The sequence below is a fragment of the Mesorhizobium sp. WSM4833 genome (genome assembly GCF_055811095.1).
This window is the reverse complement of record NZ_JBVVQG010000001.1, coordinates 441,678-463,685: the sequence shown is the minus strand read 5'-3', so window position 1 is coordinate 463,685 and position 22,008 is coordinate 441,678. Positions and strand designations below refer to the sequence as shown.

Sequence of the window (22,008 nt, the reverse complement as noted above, 5' to 3'; positions counted from 1 at the left end):
TTTCGCATCCATTTTCTCAGAAAGTGAATCTCTCGGAATCGTAAGCACTTGCCAGTGAATCAACTCTCTGATTCTCTGCTCGAAAGCGTTTCCTGATTTGAGTCGTTCGACGCGTTTTCAGCGTTTTCCGTCTGGGGGGGCAACCTGCCGGGAGACTCTGACTCAATGTTGCGGAAAATCTGGTTTTGGTCCGCCGTGAGAGAGGGGATGCCGGGGAATGAAAAACAAGCATGTGGCCGTCCTGCTGGGTGGTTTTTCGTCCGAGCGGCCCGTGTCCCTGTCCTCCGGAAAGGCTTGCGCCGATGAGCTTGAGAAGGAAGGTTACCAGGTCACCCGCGTCGATGTCGGGCGCGATGTCGGCTCCGTGCTTGCCGAGCTCAAGCCCGATGTCGCCTTCAATGCGCTGCACGGCCCCTTCGGCGAGGACGGTACCATCCAGGGCATCCTCGAATATCTCGGCATTCCCTACACCCATTCCGGCGTGCTCGCCTCGGCTCTGGCCATGAACAAGGAGCAGGCCAAACGGGTTGCCAAGGCAGTCGGCATCGTGGTCGCCGAATCGAAGGTCGCCAGCCGCTTCGCCATCCAGAACAAGCATCCGATGAAGCCGCCCTATGTGGTCAAGCCAGTCAATGAGGGCTCAAGCTTCGGCGTCGTCATCGTGCATGAAGGTCAGTCGCATCCGCCGCAGGTTCTTGGCTCGTCGGAATGGAAATATGGCGATACCGTCATGGTCGAGCGCTACATTCACGGCAGGGAGCTGACCTGCGCGGTGATGGGCGATGTGGCGCTGGGGGTCTGCGAGATCATCCCGACCGGCCATTCCTTCTACGACTATGATTCAAAATATGTCGCCGGGGGATCAAAGCACGAATGCCCCGCAAAAGTTTCACCGAATATTTACCAAAAAATACAAACACTGGCGCTCAAGGCTCACCAAGCGATCGGCTGTCGGGGCGTTTCCCGGTCGGACTTCCGTTATGACGATCGGCATTCCGAAAACGGCGAGATTGTCTGGCTCGAGGTCAACACCCAGCCGGGTATGACGCCGACGTCCTTGGTGCCTGAAATCGCCGCCCAGGCCGGGCACTCGTTTGGCGATTTGTTGAGTTGGATGGTGGAGGACGCTTCGTGTCTGCGTTGAAATGGGGACAGGGTAGGGAGAGGGGCGCGGCCGGTCCGGCGCTGTTCGGCCTGTCGTTGTCGTTGGACCATTTCGTGCTGCCGCGGATGCTGCGCCGCCCGGTGCGCATTATGGCGCGCCTCGGTGTCGGGGAATTCCAGGCGCCGCGCTTTTCCGCGGCCATGATGTCGGCCGTGCTGATTTTCTCGAGCAGTGCCTATGGCGCCTATCTCGGCGGTCATGTCGACGGTATCGTGCAGAGCATCACCGCCCGTACCGGATTTGCCGTCGATCAGGTCAAGGTGGTGGGCAATCGCCAGACCTCGGAAATCGATATACTCGACAGGCTTGAACTCGACGGCTGGACGTCGCTGATCGGCTTTAATGCCGAGGCCGCGCGGGAACGAATTGCGACCTTGCCGTGGATCGAGGTCGCGGCGGTGCGCAAGGTCTATCCGCATACGCTGGAAGTGCGTGTCGAGGAGCGTGAGGCTTTCGCGCTCTGGCAGCAGGGTGACGAGCTTTCGGTCATCGAGAGGAATGGCGCCATGATCGCGCCGTTCTCGGGCGGCAAGCAGGTGCTTCTGCCGCTGCTGATCGGCACCGGCGCGCCGGCGAGCGCGCCCGATTTCCTGGCCAAGGTCGAAAAATATCCCGAGCTCGCGAACCGGATCAAAGGTTATATCCGTGTCGGCGAACGGCGCTGGGACCTGAAGCTGGACAATGGCATCACCATCAAGCTTCCCGAGGACGACGAGGATCAGGCGCTCGCCGAACTCGTGAAGATGGATCATGACAACGGTTTGCTGTCGCGCGACATCGCCGCCGTCGACATGCGCCTGACGGACCGGCTGGTCGTGCAGTTGACGGCGGAAGCGGCGACGCAGCGCGAAGCCGCCCTCAACGAGAAACCCAAGAGCCTGAAGCGCAAGCCGGAGACGAAGATATGAGCTGGCTTGGCAGTCCTGGCGATGCCGCGTCGCGCCGGTCTGGCACCCTGACGGTGCTGGATGTCGGTTCGAGCAAGGTCTGCTGCATGGTGGCCAAGCTCAAGCCGTGCGATGACGGCAAGCTGCTGCGCGGCCGTTCGCACCGGATCCAGGTGATCGGCATCGGCCATCAGAAGTCGCAAGGCGTGAAGTCGGGTGTCGTGGTCGATCTCGACAGGGCGGAGCATGCCATCCGCCTTTCCGTCGACGCAGCCGAGCGCATGGCCGGGCTGACGGTCGATTCGTTGATCGTCAACATGACGGCCGGCCGGCTGAAGAGCGAAGCCTTCTCCGCCACCATCAATCTTGGCGGCCACGAGGCCGACGAGGCCGACATCAAGCGCGTTCTCGGTGCTGGCGCCAAGCAGGCGCTGAAGGCCGAGCGCGAAGTGATCCATTCGCTTCCCGTCGGCTTCTCGCTGGATGCCGAACGCGGCGTGCGCGATCCGCGCGGCATGGTCGGCGACGCACTCGGCGTCGACATGCATGTGCTGACCGGCGACGCCGCGCCGATGCGCAATCTGGAGCTGTCCATCAACCGTTCGCATCTGTCGGTCGAGCGCATGGTGGCGACGCCCTATGCCAGCGGGCTGGCGGCGCTGGTCGACGACGAGCTGGAAATGGGTGCGGCCTGCATCGACATGGGCGGCGGCACGACGACGATCTCGGTGTTTTCGGAAGGCAAGTTCGTCCATGGCGACGCCATCGCCATCGGCGGCAACCATGTCACGCTGGACATGGCCAAGGGGCTGTCGACCTCGCTTGATGCCGCCGAACGGCTGAAGGTGATGCATGGTTCGGCGCTGCCCGGCAGCGCCGACGATCGCGACCTGGTCTCGATCCAGCCGATCGGTGACGATGGCGACGTGCCCTTGCAGATCCCGCGCTCGGTGATGACGCGCATCGTGCGCGCCCGCATCGACGAGACGCTCGAACTGCTGCGCGACCGGCTGAACAAGTCCGGCTATGGCAATGCAGTGGGCAAGCGTGTGGTTCTTACCGGCGGCGCCAGCCAGCTTGCCGGCCTGCCGGAGGCGGCGCGCCGCATTCTGGGACGAAATGTGCGCATCGGCCGCCCGCTCGGCGTGGCCGGCCTGCCGGAAGCGGCGAAGGGGCCGGCCTTCTCGGCCGCGGTGGGGCTTCTGATCTACCCGCAGATGGCGAGCTTCGAGAGCCATCCGGCGAAAGGAATTTCCGGTCTCAAAATGACCGGAACGGGCGGAAAACTGCATCGCATGAGTCAGTGGTTGAGAGACAGTTTCTAAAATTGACGGGGACAGCCCCATAGGCGGCCGCGGCGGCGAAGCGGCGTGAAAGGCAAAGGACGGAGACAATGACCATCAATCTGCAAAAGCCGGACATCACCGAGCTTAAGCCGCGCATCACCGTGTTCGGTGTCGGCGGCGGCGGCGGCAATGCCGTCAACAACATGATCACCGCCGGTTTACGCGGCGTCGAGTTCGTGGTGGCCAACACCGACGCGCAGGCGCTGACCATGTCGAAGGCAGGCCGCCTGATCCAGCTCGGCGCTCACGTCACCGAGGGGCTCGGTGCGGGATCGCAGCCGGAAGTCGGCCGTGCGGCGGCGGAAGAGTGCATCGATGAAATCCTCGATCACCTGACCAACACCCATATGTGCTTCGTGACAGCCGGCATGGGCGGCGGCACCGGCACCGGTGCTGCTCCCGTCGTTGCCCGCGCAGCGCGCGAAAAGGGCATCCTCACCGTCGGCGTCGTCACCAAGCCGTTCCACTTCGAAGGCCAGCGCCGCATGAAGACCGCGGACTTCGGCATCGAGGAATTGCAGAAATGCGTCGATACGCTGATCGTCATCCCCAACCAGAACCTGTTCCGGCTGGCCAATGACAAGACCACCTTCGCCGATGCCTTCGCCATGGCCGACCAGGTGCTCTATTCCGGTGTCGCCTGCATCACCGACCTGATGGTCAAGGAAGGCCTGATCAATCTCGACTTCGCCGACGTCCGTTCCGTCATGCGCGAGATGGGCAAGGCGATGATGGGCACCGGCGAAGCTTCGGGCGAGGGCCGCGCGATGGCCGCCGCCGAAGCGGCGATCGCCAACCCGCTGCTCGACGAGACCTCGATGAAGGGCGCCAAGGGCCTGCTGATCTCGATCACCGGCGGCCGCGACCTGACGCTGTTCGAAGTCGACGAAGCGGCGACCCGTATCCGCGAGGAAGTCGACCAGGACGCCAACATCATCCTGGGCGCCACTTTCGACGAGGAACTCGAAGGCGTCATCCGCGTCTCGGTGGTTGCCACCGGCATCGACAAATCGGCGGCTGAAATCGCCGCTGCGCCGATCTCGATCCGCACGGCGCCTCCGAAGCCGGTCAGCCGCCCGGTGGCTCAGATCGCGGAGGCTCGCCCGGCGCCTGTTCAGCAGGCGGCCTACGAGCCACGCGCTGTCGACCCTGTCGCCGAAGCCATCCAACTGGCCGAAGCCAATGCCGCGGCGATGGCGCAGGCGCGCCCGGCTCCTGTCGCTCACGCAGAAGATTTCCGCCCGCAGAGCAAAATCTTCCAGGCGCCGCCAGCACAGCCGATGCCGCAGCCGGTGGTCCAGCAGATGCAGCCGGCCCCGCAGCCGCGCGAGATGCTGCGCGAAGCCCCGCAGCCTGTTGCCATGGCGCCTCAGCGTATGCCGCGCGTCGAGGACTTCCCGCCGGTCGTCAAGGCCGAGGTGGATGCCAAGAGCCGCCCGGTTGACCACGAGAACAACAGCGGACCGATGGGCCTGCTGAAGCGCCTGACCAACGGACTTACCCGCCGCGAGGAAGAACCCGCAAGGCTGCAGCCGGCGCAGCCGCGCGAGCCCAAGCTGCGCCAGGCCGCGCCCGAAGTGCGCCGCCTCGCCAGCCAGGATGCGCAGCTCTATGCGCCGCGCCGTGGCCAACTCGACGATCAGGGCCGCCTGACGCCGCAGGTGAGGACGACTCAGGAAGACGATCAGCTGGAGATTCCGGCGTTCCTGCGCCGCCAGGCCAACTGATTGGTAAACGGACTGTAACATTTGTTAACAGGCAAGCGAGGAATCGCTTGCCTGTTAACGTTTTAAATGATGTGATTTCAACAACTTACAAAGTCGCACCCATTCCAGTTCGCGGTTACACAGAGTAAGAAACCGTGATTTGGAGTCTCCCTGACGGGACATTATCTTCGCTGCCTACCATCATCGGTTTGCCGGGATTTCGGGGGAAGTCGCCCTGCCAGCCGATTCACACAAGAGCCGCGCCCTCGGGCTGGAGAAGCGGACCTAGGCATTACGGGCTTATGGGGATTGTCTTGCACGACTATCAGACGACATTGAAGACGCGCGCGTCGCTTACCGGCACCGGCGTCCACAGCGGCAAGGAAGTGTCCATCAGCTTCATGCCGGCGGATGCCGACACCGGCATCGTTTTCCAGCTTTTCAACGGTGCCGAGCAGGGCCGCGAGTTTCGTGCCCTGGTCTCGGAAGTCGGCGCCACCGACCTGTGCACCATGCTTGGTGATCCCGCCGGCGAGCATATCGCCACGGTCGAGCACATCATGGCGGCGCTGTTTGGGCTCGGCATCGACAATGTCGCGGTCGAGATCGACGGTTCCGAGGTTCCGATCTTCGACGGCAGCGCCATGGCGTTCGTCGAAGCCATCGACCATGCGGGCGTCGAGACGCTTTCGGTCAAGCGCCGCTATATCAGGGTCATCAAGCCGGTCCGCATCGAGAACGGCGCCTCGTGGGCGGAGTTTCGGCCCTATGACGGAACCCGTTTCGAGATCGAGATCGACTTCGAAAGCCCGGCGATCGGCCGTCAGCTGTTTGCCTCCGACCTCAATGCCGATATTTTCCGTCGCGACCTCGCGCGCGCCCGCACCTTCGGCTTCATGAAGGATGTCGAGCGGCTGTGGGCTGCAGGCTATGCGCTCGGCTCCTCGCTGGAGAATTCGCTGGTGATCGGCGACGACAACCGCGTCATCAATATGGGCGGCCTGCGCTATCCCAACGAATTCGTGCGCCATAAAACGCTGGACGCCATGGGCGACCTGGCGCTGGCCGGCGCCCGCTTCATCGGCTGCTTCCGCTCCTATCGCGGCGGCCACAGGATGAATGCCGCGGCCCTGCGCCGCCTGCTGTCGGATCGCACGGCGTTCGAGATCGTCGAGACGACGCGCCGGGAGCGTGGCCGCAGCGCCGAGATGAACGCCGTCAACGCGCCGCTCTACGCGCCCTGGATGATCTGATTTTCCCAGGTTTTTCGGGTTCCATGGGGGATTGCCCGTGTTGCAGGAATGCACCACCCGCCAGTGAAATTGCATTGATGTCCAAGCTGCGTCCGGCCGCCACAAAAATGTGCGATTGGCCGGAGATAGCGTTGCCGGGCAAGGCGGTTATGGTTTATGGCTGCTGCCGTCGATTAGTGCATGTCGTTCAAAAGTGGGGACCAGTTTTGAAACAATGGCATGCAACTGGCATTGAAATAGCGCCGAAAGGGCGAGATCCAATCATGTTCTTCAAGCGAGTTGGTCAATTGAAAGCACCGCAGAGGGCCGTTTTCCTGGCGCTTTCAGTAGTTGTTCCATCGCTCTTCCTGTCGGCCTGCATGTCGTCGGAGAAAGATATCGACCTGTCGACCTATGTCGACCAGACCGAGCCGGCCGATGTTCTCTACAACCAGGGCCTTGCCAATCTCAATGCCGGGCGCCTGCAGGAGGCGAGCCGCAAGTTCGACGCCGTCGACCGCCAGCATCCCTATTCGGAATGGGCCCGCAAATCGATGGTGATGGGCGCTTTCGCCGACTATCGCCAGGGCAATTACGATGAGGCTATCGGCTCGGCCAAGCGCTATCTCACGCTTTACCCGTCGACCGATGACGCCGCCTATGCGCAGTACATCATCGGCTTGAGCTACTACCGCCAGATCAAGGACGTGACGCAGGACCAGAAGGAAGCGCGTCAGACCGTTCAGACGATGCAGGATCTGGTGACGCGCTGGCCGACATCGGAATATGTCGACGACGCCAAGGAAAAGATCCGCTTCGCCAATGATCAGTTGGCAGGCAAGGAGATGCAGATCGGCCGCTACTATCTCGAGCGGCGTGAATACATCGCCGCCGTCAAGCGCTTCCGCACCGTGGTCGAGAACTATTCCAACACGCGCCATGTCGAGGAGGCGCTCGCGCGTCTGACCGAAAGCTATTACGCGATGGGTCTGACTTCGGAGGCGCAGACCGCCGCCGCCGTGCTCGGCACCAACTACCCTGACAGCTCGTGGTACAAGGATTCCTACAAGCTCTTGCAGAGCAATGGGCTTGCACCGCGCGAAAATGCAGGGTCGTGGATATCCAAGGCCGGAAAGATGATCACCGGCGCCTGACGTATGAGCATCGACTGAAGCGTTCACAGCGCTTTTCGGATTGATCCGGTGCTCAAACAAAAAGATAGTGCGGCGCTGCGACTGCAAATGGTCGCGTGCCGCTCTAGATTCGGGTTCTGATGCTTTCCAGACTGTCGATCCGCGATATCGTCCTGATCGAGAAGCTGGATATCGACTTCCAGCCGGGTCTTTCGGTGCTGACCGGCGAAACCGGTGCCGGCAAATCCATCCTGCTCGATGCCCTGTCGCTGGCGCTCGGTGCGCGTGGCGACGCGTCGCTGGTGCGCCATGGCGCGGCGCAAGGCCAGGTCATCGCCGTCTTCGACGTGCCGCGCAATCATCCGGCGCGTGCGCTGCTTGCCGACAATGCGATCGAGGATGACGGCGACATCATCCTGCGCCGCCTGCAAACGGCGGATGGCCGCACCCGTGTCTTCGTCAACGATCAGCCTTCGAGCGTCACGCTGATGCGCGATGTCGGGCGCGCGCTGGTCGAGATCCACGGCCAGCACGATGAACGCGCGCTGGTCGATCCCGGCGCGCATCGCGAGGTGCTCGATGCTTTCGGTGGCCATCTCGGCGCCGTCCGCTCGACCGGCGAGGCATGGCGGCACTGGCGCGCCTGCGAGCAGGAGCTGTCGCGCCACCGCGCCAAGGTGGCGGCGGCCGCGCGCGAGGCCGACTATTTGCGCGCCGCGGTGGCGGAGTTGACGAAGCTCGATCCGCAGCCGGGTGAGGAGACGGATCTCGCCGAGCTGCGCGCATCGATGATGCGGGCCGAGAAGATCGCTTCCGAAATCCATGATGCGCAGGATGTGCTGTCCGGCCCGTCCTCGCCCTTGCCGCAACTGGCCAGCCTGCTGCGGCGGCTGCAGCGCAAGGTGACCGAGGCGCCCGGCCTGCTCGACGACGTCGTCAAGTCGCTCGACGAGGCGATGCTGTCGCTCGACGCGGCGCAATCGGGCGTCGAGGCAGCACTGCGCGCCACCGAATATGATCCGCAGCGGTTGGAGAAGGCGGAGGAGCGGCTGTTTTCGCTGCGCGCGGCCTCGCGCAAGCACAGCGTCGCCGTCGACGATCTGGCGCAGCTTCGCGACACGATGTCGGCCGATCTTGCCGATCTCGATGCCGGCGAGGAGCGCCTGCACGGGCTGGAAAAACAGGCCGCCGCGGCACGCGAGACCTACGACATTGCCGCCGCGCAGCTGTCCTCGCTTCGTCATGCGGCGGCGGTCGGCTTGACCAAGGCGGTCATGGCGGAATTGCCGGCGCTCAAGCTCGAACGCGCCGCCTTTATCGTGGAAATGAAGAGCCAGGCCGAGAGCCGCATGGAAGAGGGCATCGACCAGATCGAATTCTGGGTGCGCACCAATCCAGGCACGCGGCCCGGGCCGATGATGAAAGTAGCGTCCGGCGGCGAACTTTCGCGCTTCCTTCTGGCGTTGAAGGTCGCGCTGGCCGACCGCGGCTCGGCGCCGACGCTGGTTTTCGATGAAATCGATACTGGGGTGGGCGGCGCTGTCGCCGACGCGATCGGCCAGCGGCTGGCGCGGCTGTCGAAGCGCGTCCAGGTGCTCTCGGTGACGCATGCGCCACAGGTCGCGGCACGCGCGGCGACGCATTTCCTGATCTCCAAATCCGGCACCACCGACCGTGTCGCCACCGGCATTGCCGAGATGGACCGGCCGGCGCGGCAGGAAGAGATCGCGCGCATGCTGGCCGGCGCCACCATCACCGACGAGGCGCGCGCCGCCGCCGAGCGATTGCTGCGTGAAAACACCACGGCGGCATAAGAACAACAGGTGTCAGGGATCGAGTCAGGATATGGCTCCATCCTGCTGTTCAGGAATGATTTTCCCAAAATCCTGATCTATTGTGGCGGGCCACCGTCCGGGGAAGGAAAGCATGGCTGAAAAACCTGTCGATTCGCTCAGTGAGAGCGAGGCCGAAGCCGAGCTGAAGCGGCTGGCGGAAGAGATCGCCGAGCACGACCGGCGCTACCATACCGAAGATGCGCCTGTTATCACCGATGCCGAGTATGATGCGCTGGCGCGGCGCAACCTTGCCATCGAGGAGCGCTTTCCGGCGCTGGTGCGCGAGGATTCGCCATCGCTCAGGGTCGGAGCAGCGCCCGCGGAAGGCTTTACCAAGGTGCGCCATGCCGTGCCGATGCTCAGCCTTGCCAAGGCCTATACAGATGATGACGTCACGGATTTCATCGAACGCGGGCGGCGGTTCTTCGATCGCGACAAGGAGCTCGACATTGCGTTCACGGCCGAACCGAAGATCGACGGGCTATCGGCTTCGCTGCGTTACGAAAACGGTGTGTTCGTGCAGGGCGCAACGCGTGGCAACGGCGCCGTCGGCGAAGACATCACCGCCAATTTGAAGACCATCGCCGATATTCCGGCGAAGCTGAAAGGCTCGGGCTGGCCCGAGACCATCGAGATCCGCGGCGAGGTCTACATGACCTATGCGGAATTCGAGGCGCTGAAGCAGCGCTCGGCCGCCGTCGGCGGCCAGGACTACGTCAATCCGCGCAACACGGCGGCCGGGTCGCTGCGCCAGAAGGATCCGTCCGTCACCGCCAGCCGAAACCTCAAATTCTTCGCCTATGCCTGGGGTTACACGACAGCGGATCCGGCTCCGACCCAGTATGATTCGGTGCAGAAATTCGCCGAGTGGGGGTTCAAGATCAGTCCGCTGATGGTGCGGGCGAAATCGGCCGAGGAGTTGATCGCGCATTATCATCGGATCGAGGAGCAGCGCTCCGCGCTCGGCTACGATATCGACGGCGTCGTCTACAAGGTCGACCAGCTGGAGTTGCAACGCCGCTGGGGCTTCGTCACCGGCGAACCGCGCTGGGCGATCGCGCATAAATTTCCGGCCGAACAGGCGATGACGACCGTTCAGAAGATCGACATCCAGGTCGGCCGTACCGGTACGCTGGCGCCGGTCGCGCGGCTGGCGCCGGTCACGGTCGGCGGCGTCGTGGTCGAGAACGTCACGCTGCACAATGAGGATTACATCAAGGGCCTGGACTCGACCGGCCAGCCGATCCGCGACGGCATCGACGTGCGCATCGGCGATACGGTCGTGATCCAGCGGGCAGGCGATGTCATTCCGCAGATCGTCAGCGTCGTCATCGACAAGCGGCCGGCCGATGCCGTGCCGTACGAATTCCCGCACACCTGTCCGATCTGCGGCTCGCCGGCGACGCGCGAGATCAACGAGAAGACCGGCAAGGAGGATTCCCGCCGCCGCTGCACCGGCGAGCTGATCTGCCCGGCGCAGGCGGTGGAAGGATTGCGCCACTTCGTGTCGCGCGGTGCCCTGGACATCGAAGGCCTTGGTGCCGAGAACATAGACACCTTCTTCAATGCGGGATTGATCAGGACCGCCGCCGATATTTTCACGCTCAGGGATCGCCGTCCGGCTGTCACCAGGGCGCTGGCGGAACGGCGCGAGGAACAGGCGAGGCAGCGCGAGGCCGCATCGGGCAAGACGCGCAAGAACGTGCGCAGCGTCGAGGACCGCAATTATGAGGGCCTCGACAAGCTGTTCGCGGCCATCGATTCGCGCCGCGAGCCGGAGCTCGATCGCTTCATCTTCGCGCTCGGCATCCGCCATATCGGCGAAACAACGGCGGCTGTGCTTGCCCGCACCTTCTCGACCATCGAGGAACTGATCCGCGTGGGCAAGGAAACAGCGGCAGCGGAAGATCCGCACAGTGTCTTCCCCTCGGTCAACGGTATCGGCGATACCGTGATCGACGCGTTGCGCGACTTCTTCGGCAATGAGCGCAATGACGACGTGCTTGATGCGTTGCTCCGCCAAGTCAAGCCGAAGCCGTATATCGTCAACGTCTCGGCCGACAGCGAGGTCGCCGGCAAGACGGTCGTCTTCACCGGCTCGCTGGAAAAGATGACACGCTCCGAGGCCAAGGCGATGGCGGAGCGCCTCGGCGCCAAGGTCGCGGGCTCGGTTTCGGCGAAGACGGATCTGGTGGTCGCCGGGCCGGGTGCCGGCTCCAAGCTCAAGCTCGCCAGCGAACTCGGCATCGAGGTCATCGACGAAGATGCCTGGCTGGCGCGGATCGGCAAGGCCTGATGGACGGCGCATTCAAAGGGTTCGGCCCAAAAGCCATTCCGTTCCTCAAGGCGCTGGATTTCCACCAGAGCCGAGAGTGGTTTTTGGAGAACCGTGACTTGTTCGAACAGGAATTGCGCGATCCGCTCAGTGATCTCGTCGACACGCTGACCGAGCGCTTCGCAAAGGCGGGTCTCGGCCTGCGCGGCGACCGCAAGAAGTCGCTGTTCCGAATCAACCGCGACGTGCGCTTCGCCAAGGACAAGCGGCCTTACAACAGGCATTTGTCTGCCATCCTGTCGCCCGACGGCACCAAGATGGAGCAGGGCGTGTTCTACGTCCATGTCGGGCTTGAGCGCTGCTTCGCCGACATTGCCTGGTGGCAGCCGGAGCCGGCGCTGCTGCTGGCGATGCGCAAAGCCATCGCGACGAAGCCGGACAGGTTTCGCGCCCTGGTGGCGGCGTTGAAGAAGAACCGGCTTGAACTCGAGACCGAAGGCCGTATGAAGCGTACGCCACGCGGCTTCGAGGAAATCAGCGATCCCGACCTTGTCGCCGCCATCCGCAACCGGCATTTTGTCGTCCAGCATGTTATCGATCCCGCGGGAATCCATACGGCTGATCTGGTCGACGAGCTCGTCGATTTCACCTTGCGCGCCAAGCCGCTGCTCGACTGGGGCAGGGCGATCGAGGGCAAGATCCTGACGGAATAAGCGTCTAACTCAGCCGATCCAGCGATCATTTCCGCTGATCGTTTGGCTCAAGCGAATTCGTGTGACACGGCAAGCCGCGCCACCTACATACCGCGCTTCCCTTGTTGTTGTGCATGTCGTTATCCCCCTTTTGGGCGACATGCATCAGGAGTGGTTGATGGCGACGGACGTAATTTCCGAGAGCGGCGACAGAAGCGATTTCTGGCAAGGCGTGCGGCTGTCGATGCCTGTGGTGGTGGCCTCGGCGCCCTTTGCGGTGCTGTTCGGCGCGCTCGCCGTGGACAATGGCTTCTCGGTCCTGGAAGCCTTTCTGATGAGTGCGCTGGTCTATGGCGGCGCCAGCCAGATGGTCGGCATCCAGCTGTTCGGCCAGCATGTGGCGCCGTGGCTGATCGTCCTGTCGATCTTCGCCGTCAATTTCCGCCACGTGCTCTATTCCGCCGGCATCGGCCGGCGCATCGCGCACTGGCCCCTCATCCAGCAGGCGCTTGGTTATTTCATCCTGACCGATCCGCAATTCGCGGTGGCCGAAGCGCGGGCGCAATCGGGCCGGACGGTCGGCTTTGCCTGGTATCTGGGACTTGGCTTGCCTGTCTATCTGTTCTGGATCCTCGAAAGCGCGCTTGGCGCGCTGTTCGGCAAGCTGATCCCCGACACGCACGCGCTGGGCATCGATTTCCTGCTGCCGATCTATTTCCTCGGTCTCGTGCTGGGCTTCCGCAAGCGGCCTCTGTGGCTGCCGGTGGTCATTGCCAGCGCTGCCGCCTCCATCATCGCCTACAAGACCGTGGGCTCGCCCTGGCATGTCTCGATTGGCGCTGTTGCCGGTGTGCTGCTGGCGGTCATCCTGCCTCCCCACCATAGCGGCGTAAAGGCACGGCCATGAGCACGACCTTCTGGATCATTATCGCCGGCGCAATCGCGACCTATCTGACGCGCATCGGCGGGCACCTGGTGATATCGCGCTTCGATACCATCCATCCCCGCGTCGAGGCCGGCCTCAATGCCGTGCCGGCGGCGGTGCTGACGACGCTGGTGGCGCCCGAGCTGTTGAACGCCGGCCCGTCGGAATGGGCCGCACTGGTGGTCACCGCCGTGGTTTCGCTGCGCGGTGGGTTGATGGCGATGTTTTTGGCGGGCGCGGCGGTATTGATCGTGGCGCGGCAGTTCGTCGGGTAGGGCGTATCGATATTCAGGTGATGACGGCCTGCAAACGGCGGCTTCCTGCGCTTCCCCGTTCTACCGCGTCGCGGTAGAACTGAGCTCACGTACCCAAAAGTACGCTTCGCTCCGGTTCACGGAACCCATCGTTTTCGCTCGTCCTGACCTGAATCTCGACACGCCCTCGGCGCCTCAGAAAAATCAAATCTTCGCGTCGTGCGGCAGCGGCGCGGTGGCCTTCTCCAGCCAGGCCAGCGTTTCGCCGTCGAGCATCGGGCCGATCTCGGCCAGCACGCGCGCGTGGTACGAGTCCAGCCAATGCAACTCGTCACGCGTCAGAAGGTCCGACTGCACCAGCCTGGTATCGATCGGCGCCAGCGTCAGCGTCTCGAAACCGTGCATGGCGATGTCGCCGCCCTCGATCTCTTGCGCCGGCGTCACCAGGATCAGGTTCTCGATGCGGATGCCGTAGGAGCCTTCCTTGTAGTAGCCGGGCTCGTTGGACAGCATCATGCCTTCGAGCAGCTTTTCGGTGCCGGTGCGGGCGATACGCTGCGGCCCTTCATGCACGGCCAGATACGAGCCGACGCCATGGCCGGTGCCGTGGGCGAAGTCGCAGCCGTGCTTCCACAGCGCCATGCGCGCGACGGCATCGATCTCGGAGCCGCGCGTGCCGGCGGGAAAGCGCAAGGTGGAAATGCCGATCATGCCTTTCAGCACCAGGGTGAAGCGTTCGCGCATCTCCTGCGTCGGCTGGCCGATCGGCACGGTGCGCGTGATGTCGGTGGTGCCGTCCTGATACTGCGCGCCGGAATCGAGCAGGAACAGCTCGCCGGCCTGCAGCTTGCGGCTGGTGGCGCGCGACACGCGGTAATGCATGATGGCGCCGTTCGGGCCGGCGCCCGAAATAGTGTCGAAGGAGACGTCGCGCAGCGGCATCTGGGTTTCCTCGCCGGTCTGCCGGCGCTGTTCCTCCAGCCTGGTGACGACAGCGATCTCGTCGAGCGAGCCGGGTTTTTGCCGCTCCAGCCAGCACAGAAGCTTCGCCACGGCCGCACCGTCACGCCGATGCGCGGCGCGCGAGCCGTTGATCTCGGCCTGGTTCTTGGTGGCGCGCGGGATTCGGGCGGGGTCGGCTGCCGCAATCACCGTGCCGCCATTGTCCTCGACCAGCATGCGCAGCCGGTCAGCCGCCAGCACCGGGTCGAGCGCGATTTTCGCGCCACTCTTGGCAAGCGCTGTGATCGCGGCTTCGAATTCGCCGGGCTCATGCGGCTCGGCGAGCTGGGTGAGGTAGGCGGCGACCTGGCGCGAGAATTTGCGCTTATCCATGAAAAGCTGGTGCGACCCATCGGCGGCGAGGATGGCGAAGCCGAGCGCCAGCGGCGTGTGCGGCACGTCGCCGCCACGGATGTTGAAGGCCCAGGCGATGGAGGAGGGGTCGGTCAGCACCGCATGGGTGGCGCCGTCCTTGGCGATCGCCGCCGCCAGCCGCGCCAGCTTGTCCTTGGCGAGCTCGCCGGCAAAGCCGATCGGGTGGAGCTCGACCGGGGCCACCGGCGCGTCGGGCTGATCCTTCCAGATGATGTCGATCGGGTTCTTGTCGAGCGGCACCAGTACGGCGCCGTTCTTGTCGACTGAGGCCTGCAGCGCCTTGACCTCGCTGATCGTGTGCAGCCATGGATCGAAGCCGAGCCGTGCGCCCTTGCCAAGATTGTCTTTCAGCCAGACAGCCGGCGGATTGTCGACCAGGCTTTCGATCGAAAAGACGTCGAGATCGACCTCGCTGCGCACCTGCAGCGTGTAGCGCCCGTCGACAAAGACGAAGGCGCGGTCGCGCAGGACGATGGCGACGCCGGCCGAGCCGCTGAAGCCGGTCAGCCATTTCAGCCGCGCCGAACGATCGGCGACATATTCGCCCTGATGCTCGTCGGCACGCGGGACGATGAAGCCGTCCAGCCCGTTAACTTCAAGCCATTGGCGCAGCAGCGCCACGCGCGGTTTGCCGACGGCCGGGTCGCCCGCGGAATCGAAGGTCTGGAACATGGTGGGCCTCCTGCAGTCCGCGCAACCGTAACGTACGGTCGCGGAAATCGGAATCGATTTCCGGCTGCGTGCAACCTGCTACAGCATCGCCGGACTGACAACTGGGGGAATTTGGTCCAGGCTCGGTCGGTGCCGGTCTAGTGCTTCAGGTGGATCGTCACCCAGCCCTCGCGGTGCAAGGTTCTGACATGGCGGAAATTCTGGCCGACATAGGCCGAGATGACCGCGTCCCGCTGGCGCTCGAGGATGCCCGACAGCACGATCGAGCCGCCAAGTGCGATATGATGGGCCATTTGCGGCGCCAGCCGCATCAGCGGCCGCGCCAATATGTTGGCGACGATCAGATCGAAGGGCGCGCGCTTGCCGAAGATCGGATGGTGAAAGCCGGGCGCGGTTGCTGTTTCCACCAGTGCCTTGACGTGGTTGAGCCGCGCATTGGCGGCAGCCACCCGCACCGCCACCGGATCGATGTCGGTGGCCAGCACCGGAATGTGCGCCAGCTTGGCGACGGCGATCGCCAGTACCGCGCTGCCGGTGCCGAGGTCGAGCGCATTGCGCGGGTGTTCGCGCCGGACCACTCTTTCCAGCATTTCCAGGCAGCCGGCGGTGGTGCCGTGATGGCCGGTGCCGAAGGCGAGGCCGGCTTCGATTTCGATGGCGAGTTCGCCGCTGTGGCGTTTCCTGCGGTCATGTGCGCCGTGGACGAAGAAACGTCCGGCACGCACCGGCTTCAGCTCTTCCAGCGAATGCGCCACCCAGTCGATGTCGGGCAGGGGCTCGCGCTCGATCGGCTTCGACAGGAAAAGGCCGGCAAGGATGTCCTTCAAGCGGGTCTCGACCGCATCGACGTCGCCATCGGCATAGAGCGACACTTCGTGGATGTCCTTGTCCTCGTCGACCTCCAGCACGGCGATCGGCAGCCCCTCTTCCTCGAAGGCCGCCTCAAGCGCCGCGAAAATGCTGATGGACTCGATCTTTCCGGTGGTGAAGTAAAGGCGCGTCTGGGTCATGAAATGGTAATCAGCCTTTCGCCGCCAGCCGCTTCAGCTTGGCGATGGCCGTATCGGCGCTTTCGCCGTAGGCGATTGTGCCGGCAAAATCGCCCTTGGCGTTGAGCAGCAGCACCGAGGCGGTATGATCCATCGTGTAGTCGCCGTCGCCGGTGTCGACCTTCTTCCAATAGATGCCGAACGACTTGGCCATGGCATGGACCTTGTCCGGAGCGCCCGTGATGCCGACGATACGGTCGGAGAAATTGCTGACATAGGCGTTCATCACCTCAGGCGTGTCGCGCTCCGGATCGACCGATACGAAATAGGCGTGCAGGTTCTTGCCGTCGTCGCCGAGCGTCTTCAGCCAGCCGGCCAGTTCGAACAGCGTGGTCGGGCAGACCTCGGGGCAATGGGTGAAGCCGAAGAAGACGACGCTGGGCTGGCCCCGGAAGGCGGCTTCGGTGATCGGCGCGCCTTTCTGGTCGACCAGAGTAAAGGCGGCCCCGAATGGCTCGCCGCCATAGTGGCCGCGATACCAGTCGAAGGTCAGCCAGCCGATGCCGGCCGCCATCAGGACGAGAATACCGACCAGGATAGAACGCATCATCAGAAAAGTCCGTCTGCAGAAATCGTCGCGCCGGCTCAATGCCGCGCCTGTGTGACAGTCTTAGCGGTTTGGCCCCGCACAGGCAAAGTGCCGCGTTGCCGCAACCGCTGCGGTGTCGACCTATCTGCTTGCAAAGCCGGGCCGCTCGCCCCACCTGTGACCGGCAACTCGAACCGTAGGAGGGTCCCTTGCAACGACTGATTGGGCACGGACTGATTGGGCGAAGACTGATCGGCGGTGCCTTGGCCGCGTGCGTTGTCCTAGGTGCCGGGGCCGCTGTGGCCGATGAAGTCGGCAAGGTCGGCGTCGACTGGCTGGGCAACGACATCATCGTCGAGGCGATCAAGGACCCCAAGGTGGAGGGCGTGACCTGCCATGTCTCCTATTTCGATCGCGGCATCATCGATCGCCTGCACAAGGGCAACTGGTTCGAGGATCCGTCCGATTCCTCGATCTCCTGCCGCCAGACCGGCCCGATCACCATCGGCGACATCGACATGAGCGAGGGCGGCGAGGAAGTGTTCAAGCAAGGCATCAGCCTGATCTGGAAGAAGCAGGTGGTGAACCGCATCTACGACAAGGCCAACGAGACGCTGATCTATCTCTCGCATTCGCGCCAGGTGCAGAACGGCTCGGCGAAAATGTCGGTCACCACCGTGCCGCTCTACGGCCAGAACGTGGTGTGGAGCAAAGGCAAGCCGCAATAGGCGATTCAGTTCCTTCCCGGGCGCACGATTGGCCCCGCTTGCGGGACCAATCGCCTGGGCGAATCCTTGCCGGGAAACGATCTGACGGACGATTGGCCCCGCTTGCGGGACCAATCGCCTAGGGGTAAAGCCGCCGGCATGGACCGTTCCGAAGATCTCGTCCCGAAAGACCCCGAGCCACGCATCCATCCGACCGCGGAGTTGAAGGCGTGCAAGCTTGGGCGTTATGCCTCGATCGGCGAGCGGGTGGTGCTTCGCGAGGTCACCGTCGGCGACTTCTCCTATTTCGAACGCCATTCGGAAGCGATCTACACGACGATCGGCAAATTCTGCTCGATCGCCGCCAACAGCCGCATCAATGCGCTGGAGCATCCCATAGAGCGGCTGACCCAGCACAAGCTCAGCTACCGGCCGAACGAGTATTTTCGCTGGCTGGGCGTCGATGCCGCCTTCCGCGAACGGCGGCAGGCGAAAGCCGTGACCATCGGCCATGATGTCTGGATCGGCCACGGCGCGGTGATCATGCCCGGGGTCACCATCGGCAATGGCGCGGTGGTCGGCGCCAACGCAGTGGTGACGCGTGATGTGCCGCCTTACGCGATCGTCGCGGGCGTGCCGGCGAAGGCTCTCCGGCCACGCTTCGCTCCGGATATCGCGGCGCGGATCGAAGCTCTCGCCTGGTGGAACTGGCCGGTCGAAAAGCTCGCCAGAGCGGTTTCCGACATGCAGGCAATGCCGATCGAAGCATTCCTCGATCGTTGGGAAAACGACGCCGTCTGACCAGCTCAAGACGTCGACGGTAACCAATTTTCTTAACGTAAAATATTAAAGTTAAGAAATGGAAAACGGATTGTATCCGTGAAATTAAACACTCCAAGGTTGCAAGACTTTCGGCAAAATGCACTACTCGTTTCGGGGGTAAGTCGTAAGAAGTCGAAGAAAACACTACTAGCAACAATGGAGAGAAGTCATGAAGAAGTTCGCTTTTGTACTCACCGCTGCTATGGTTTCGTTCTCGACTGTCGGCGCCTATGCCGGCGGCTGGGGAGGTAGCTCGGGTAGCCTGATCAATGTGTCGCCGTCCATCGGTGTCGGCCAGGTGACCGCGCTCAATGGCATCCTGAGTGGCAACAACATCCTGAGCGGCAATGTCGTCCAGGGCATTCTGAACGGCAACAAGACCAACGTCCTTACCGGCGTTCTCAGCGGTATCGGCGTCAATGTCCTTGGCGGCAACAGCTACAAGCTGGGCGGCCGTCACTGAGCAGGAAAGTCACGGGCATCCTTATGTCACGTGTCGTGGGCAGGAGGGTCTTCAACACCCTCCTGCCTCCGCTTGTGGGCCTACCCAGTCAAGCGCGGGAATGAGCTAGATCTTCGCCCGCAGGCCCACAAATGCATCGACCGTGTGTTCGCGCTCGTCGATCACGGTCTTGAAGGTCTCGGAAACGTCGACGCGAACGACAATGGCCATCGATTTGGTCGCGTTGTACGTCGCTTCGGCATAGACGCCCTTGCGGCGCTCCTGGTTCTCGTAGAGCAAATTGTCCTTGAGCTCATAGAAGATGCCGGAAGCGATGCCGAGGTTTTCGCGCACCTTCATGCCCAGTTCCAATTCCGCGCGCTGCAGCCACGAAGCCAGGGGGTCGTCGGTTTCGGACGTTTCGTAGCGACCGAAATAGGTGCCGCGCAGCTCGAAGCCGTGCGGCAGAGGCTTGCCGAACGTGACTTGCCAGGTCGGACGCCAGCGCTGGTAGATGTTATCGGCGCCACGCAGGAACTGCGCACCCAGCGCCACGCCGAGCGTCGAACCGCCGGTGGCCTTGTAGGCCGCCTCGGCGCGCAGCGTATAGGCGTTGAACGATAGGAACAGCGGCGGGTAACCGATTTCCTCGACGCTGGCGAAGAGCGCAGACGCGGACGCGCCGAAGGCAAGCTGGCCAACTGTCCGGGTGACCCGAGCCGCCAACTGGAAGAGATTGCGGTCGGCATGCAGCTTCGCCGGCAAGATGAGATCTTCCTGGAAATGCGTCGCGCCGAGCTTTTCGTAGCTGTCGGCGGCCTCGAGGATCAGCGATGTGGCGTTGCCGAGGTCGATGCCGAGTTGTGTCTGGGCGCCGAAGACCTGCTTGAACTCGCGCGTACCCAGCGTCAGCGGGCCGATATCCAGATTGTCGCCGGTGCTGGAGACGCGATAGCTCAGCGATCCCCTCAGTTCGAGACCCGGGCCGAGCCGGCGGAAGGCCTCGGCCGACAGCGACAATCCGCGGTCGTCCTCGATCGACGTCTTGTCGTAATGCGTTACCTGGAAGTCCGCGCTGAATTTCGCGTTGGCGTCGTTGTCGCCCCATTGCTGCTGCAGCGAACCGCGCAACAGTGTGTACCAGTCCTTGACCGCATGGTCGCTGTCCAGCGCGTTGTTGGTCCAATGCCTTTCGAGACTGCCGGTGATTGTCGGATCGGTCGCTATTTCGGCAGCCGGTGCTGTTGATGGTTCTGCCCTGGCGGTCACGGCCGCGCAGGCCATCAGCAGGCCTAGGCCGGCGCTGCCAAGCAATCTGCGGGAAAGTGGAGCGACCGTCTGTCCTTCTGCCGGTCGGCGCTTTCGGGAAACCATGCTCCGCGCTCTCCGGACTGAAACCCCTTCCGCCATGCGGGGGTGGCGCAGCGGAAGGGGCTGGAGGTAAACCGCTGTGAAGCGGAAGGAACAGGCACTCTTGCCTGCAGGAGTACTGTGGCATTGAACCCATAAGGTGTGTTTTCCAAGACCATTCTCCCTATGCGTGTAGGCAATTGTACCTGAGGTATTTGTTCGCATCGGGAACCTGAAGCGGTCGCTGATTGTTTCTCATCGCGCCGCAGCGTCGAGGATTTCGATAGATGGAAAAGCATTTCACCAAGGTTGCCAACTGGGTCGCCCGCATAGCCGGCCTGCCGCCGACATTCGCCGTCTGTTGCCTCATCATCATCGCCTGGGGGGTGAGCGGTCCGTTCTTCGGCTTTTCGGACACTTGGCAACTTGTCATCAACACGGGCACGACCATCATCACCTTCCTGATGGTCTTCCTGATCCAGAACACTCAGAACCGCGACGGCGCGGCGATCCAGGCCAAGCTCGACGAACTGATCCGGGTCGGCAAGGGCCACAACCACTTCATCGGCATCGAGCATCTGACCGAATCCGAAGTCGAGGAAATCCGCGCCAAATGCGAGCGTGCGGCAAAGCGGCATGACGAACAGATCGCCGACATCGCGGCGAAGAAGGCCGTGGCACAGAAGCGCGGGTCGAAAAAGCAAGCGGCCTGAAGATCAGCCTTTCATGAAGGCTGCGAAACTGCCTTTGTGGTCCGGATGCCAGCGCGACAAAGCGGGGCGGTTCTCGATGATGTCGCCGATCGCCCAGGCCATGCGCTTTTCATCCAGCGGCCGGGCCGCCTCATTGTCCGGGCACAGGATGTAGAAATCTCCCCTGGTCAGGGATTCCAGCATGAAATCCACAACCTGTTCGCCGGTCCAGGCGCCGGCCGGTTTTTCCGTCGCACCCTCGGTCAGACCGGTAAAGGTGAAGCCGGGGATCAGCAGATGGGCAGCGACATGGGCGCCGGGTTCGTTGCGCAACGCGTGCGCCAGGCCTTCCGTGAAGGTTTTCACTCCTGCCTTGGAGACATTGTAGGCAAGATTGCCGGGCGGCGTGGTGATGCCTTGCTTGGAGCCGGTGTTGACGATCAGACCCGGCCTGGCCGAGGCCAGCATGCGCGGCGCGAAGGCCTCCACGCCATGCACAACGCCCCAGAAATTGATGTCCAGCAGCCGTTTCCAGGCATCGCGGTTTTCCCACGGCTTTCCGGGGTTGTCGCCGACGCCGGCATTGTTCATCAGCAGCGACACGCCGCCGAAGGCGCCGAACGCCCTCTCGGCGAGGCGGTCCACCTCATCCGCCTTCGAAACGTCGGCGGCGACGGCAAGCACGGCACCGTCGCCGGCAATCGCGGAAACGGCGCGCGAGGCGTCGTCAAGCCGCGCGCCGCCAATGTCGGCCAGCACGATCTTCATGCCTAGCAATGCAAGCCGCTTGGCGGCCGCCAGACCGATGCCGCTGGCAGCGCCGGTGATCACGGCGGCATTGCCTGGAGCAAGCGCGGGCAGGGCGGTCTGGATCTCGGCGTCGGTGATCATGGGCGATGGATTCCTTGTTCGATGGCG

20 protein-coding genes are annotated in these 22,008 nt (G+C 63.2%); 15 read left to right on the top strand and 5 right to left on the bottom strand.

Annotation, left to right across the window (positions count from 1 at the left end):
• The first annotated feature begins 217 nt into the window (after positions 1 to 217).
• The 11 genes from AC0L2D_RS02300 to AC0L2D_RS02250 all read left to right on the top strand — a co-directional run bounded on the left by AC0L2D_RS02300 (position 218) and on the right by AC0L2D_RS02250 (position 13,471).
• A complete protein-coding gene (locus AC0L2D_RS02300) occupies positions 218 to 1,144 on the top strand; it encodes a D-alanine--D-alanine ligase (protein WP_024501463.1) in 927 nt (308 codons plus the stop codon).
• A complete protein-coding gene (locus AC0L2D_RS02295; protein ID WP_024501462.1) occupies positions 1,132 to 2,073 on the top strand; it encodes a cell division protein FtsQ/DivIB in 942 nt (313 codons plus the stop codon). Before AC0L2D_RS02300 ends, AC0L2D_RS02295 begins: the two co-directional genes overlap by 13 nt.
• A complete protein-coding gene (ftsA, locus tag AC0L2D_RS02290) occupies positions 2,070 to 3,377 on the top strand; it encodes a cell division protein FtsA (protein WP_013530962.1) in 1,308 nt (435 codons plus the stop codon). Before AC0L2D_RS02295 ends, ftsA begins: the two co-directional genes overlap by 4 nt.
• Positions 3,378 to 3,445: 68 nt before the next feature.
• Positions 3,446 to 5,125 carry a cell division protein FtsZ gene (gene ftsZ / locus AC0L2D_RS02285; RefSeq protein ID WP_027160634.1) on the top strand — a complete coding sequence of 560 codons (1,680 nt, stop codon included), beginning with the start codon at positions 3,446 to 3,448 and terminating at the stop codon, positions 5,123 to 5,125.
• A gap of 281 nt (positions 5,126 to 5,406) precedes the next feature.
• Positions 5,407 to 6,357, top strand: coding sequence for a UDP-3-O-acyl-N-acetylglucosamine deacetylase (gene lpxC, locus AC0L2D_RS02280; protein WP_473540257.1), 951 nt, complete (start codon positions 5,407 to 5,409; stop codon positions 6,355 to 6,357).
• Between the two features lie 263 nt (positions 6,358 to 6,620).
• Entirely contained in the window at positions 6,621 to 7,490 is an 870-nt protein-coding gene (locus AC0L2D_RS02275; protein ID WP_013530965.1) for an outer membrane protein assembly factor BamD, read from the top strand.
• 119 nt (positions 7,491 to 7,609) lie between these two features.
• Positions 7,610 to 9,283 (top strand): DNA repair protein RecN, encoded by a 1,674-nt coding sequence (gene recN / locus AC0L2D_RS02270; protein WP_473540255.1) that lies wholly within the window; start codon positions 7,610 to 7,612, stop codon positions 9,281 to 9,283.
• A 112-nt stretch (positions 9,284 to 9,395) separates the two neighbouring features.
• Positions 9,396 to 11,600, top strand: coding sequence for an NAD-dependent DNA ligase LigA (gene ligA, locus AC0L2D_RS02265; RefSeq protein ID WP_013530967.1), 2,205 nt, complete (start codon positions 9,396 to 9,398; stop codon positions 11,598 to 11,600).
• Positions 11,600 to 12,292, top strand: a complete 693-nt coding sequence (locus tag AC0L2D_RS02260; RefSeq protein ID WP_473540253.1) for a DUF2461 domain-containing protein — start codon at positions 11,600 to 11,602, stop codon at positions 12,290 to 12,292. Before ligA ends, AC0L2D_RS02260 begins: the two co-directional genes overlap by 1 nt.
• Before the next feature lie 157 nt (positions 12,293 to 12,449).
• Complete coding sequence (locus tag AC0L2D_RS02255; RefSeq protein ID WP_063168301.1) at positions 12,450 to 13,178, top strand: AzlC family ABC transporter permease; 729 nt, start codon at positions 12,450 to 12,452, stop codon at positions 13,176 to 13,178.
• Positions 13,175 to 13,471 carry an AzlD family protein gene (locus AC0L2D_RS02250; RefSeq protein ID WP_473540252.1) on the top strand — a complete coding sequence of 99 codons (297 nt, stop codon included), beginning with the start codon at positions 13,175 to 13,177 and terminating at the stop codon, positions 13,469 to 13,471. Before AC0L2D_RS02255 ends, AC0L2D_RS02250 begins: the two co-directional genes overlap by 4 nt.
• A gap of 183 nt (positions 13,472 to 13,654) precedes the next feature.
• On the opposite strand, the gene AC0L2D_RS02245 is transcribed toward AC0L2D_RS02250, so the two are convergent.
• From AC0L2D_RS02245 to AC0L2D_RS02235, 3 genes are all read right to left on the bottom strand, one after another.
• Positions 13,655 to 15,499: an aminopeptidase P family protein gene (locus tag AC0L2D_RS02245; RefSeq protein ID WP_473540251.1), complete on the bottom strand. Its 1,845-nt coding sequence runs from the start codon at positions 15,497 to 15,499 to the stop codon at positions 13,655 to 13,657.
• 137 nt (positions 15,500 to 15,636) lie between these two features.
• Positions 15,637 to 16,509, bottom strand: coding sequence for a 50S ribosomal protein L11 methyltransferase (locus AC0L2D_RS02240; protein ID WP_473540250.1), 873 nt, complete (start codon positions 16,507 to 16,509; stop codon positions 15,637 to 15,639).
• Positions 16,510 to 16,519: 10 nt separating this feature from the next.
• Positions 16,520 to 17,098, bottom strand: a complete 579-nt coding sequence (locus AC0L2D_RS02235) for an SCO family protein (RefSeq protein ID WP_013530973.1) — start codon at positions 17,096 to 17,098, stop codon at positions 16,520 to 16,522.
• 188 nt (positions 17,099 to 17,286) lie between these two features.
• Between AC0L2D_RS02235 and AC0L2D_RS02230 the strand changes: the two genes are divergently transcribed.
• From AC0L2D_RS02230 to AC0L2D_RS02220, 3 genes are all read left to right on the top strand, one after another.
• On the top strand, positions 17,287 to 17,805 hold the full coding sequence (locus tag AC0L2D_RS02230; protein ID WP_024501452.1) for a CreA family protein: 519 nt from the start codon (positions 17,287 to 17,289) through the stop codon (positions 17,803 to 17,805).
• 138 nt (positions 17,806 to 17,943) lie between these two features.
• Positions 17,944 to 18,585, top strand: coding sequence for a DapH/DapD/GlmU-related protein (locus AC0L2D_RS02225; RefSeq protein WP_473540249.1), 642 nt, complete (start codon positions 17,944 to 17,946; stop codon positions 18,583 to 18,585).
• 190 nt (positions 18,586 to 18,775) lie between these two features.
• Positions 18,776 to 19,069 carry a hypothetical protein gene (locus AC0L2D_RS02220; RefSeq protein ID WP_013530976.1) on the top strand — a complete coding sequence of 98 codons (294 nt, stop codon included), beginning with the start codon at positions 18,776 to 18,778 and terminating at the stop codon, positions 19,067 to 19,069.
• Between the two features lie 105 nt (positions 19,070 to 19,174).
• Here the strand turns inward: AC0L2D_RS02220 and AC0L2D_RS02215 are convergent, their stop codons facing one another.
• Positions 19,175 to 20,422, bottom strand: a complete 1,248-nt coding sequence (locus tag AC0L2D_RS02215) for a hypothetical protein (RefSeq protein ID WP_064993813.1) — start codon at positions 20,420 to 20,422, stop codon at positions 19,175 to 19,177.
• Positions 20,423 to 20,685: 263 nt separating this feature from the next.
• On the opposite strand from AC0L2D_RS02215, the gene AC0L2D_RS02210 reads away from it, so the two are divergent.
• On the top strand, positions 20,686 to 21,111 hold the full coding sequence (locus AC0L2D_RS02210; RefSeq protein ID WP_013530978.1) for a low affinity iron permease family protein: 426 nt from the start codon (positions 20,686 to 20,688) through the stop codon (positions 21,109 to 21,111).
• A gap of 3 nt (positions 21,112 to 21,114) precedes the next feature.
• Here AC0L2D_RS02210 and AC0L2D_RS02205 read toward each other — a convergent pair whose 3' ends face one another.
• The gene (locus tag AC0L2D_RS02205) at positions 21,115 to 21,981 is read right to left on the bottom strand and encodes an SDR family NAD(P)-dependent oxidoreductase (RefSeq protein WP_473540248.1); all 867 of its coding nucleotides are present in this window, start codon (positions 21,979 to 21,981) and stop codon (positions 21,115 to 21,117) included.
• Between the last annotated feature and the right edge of the window lie 27 nt (positions 21,982 to 22,008).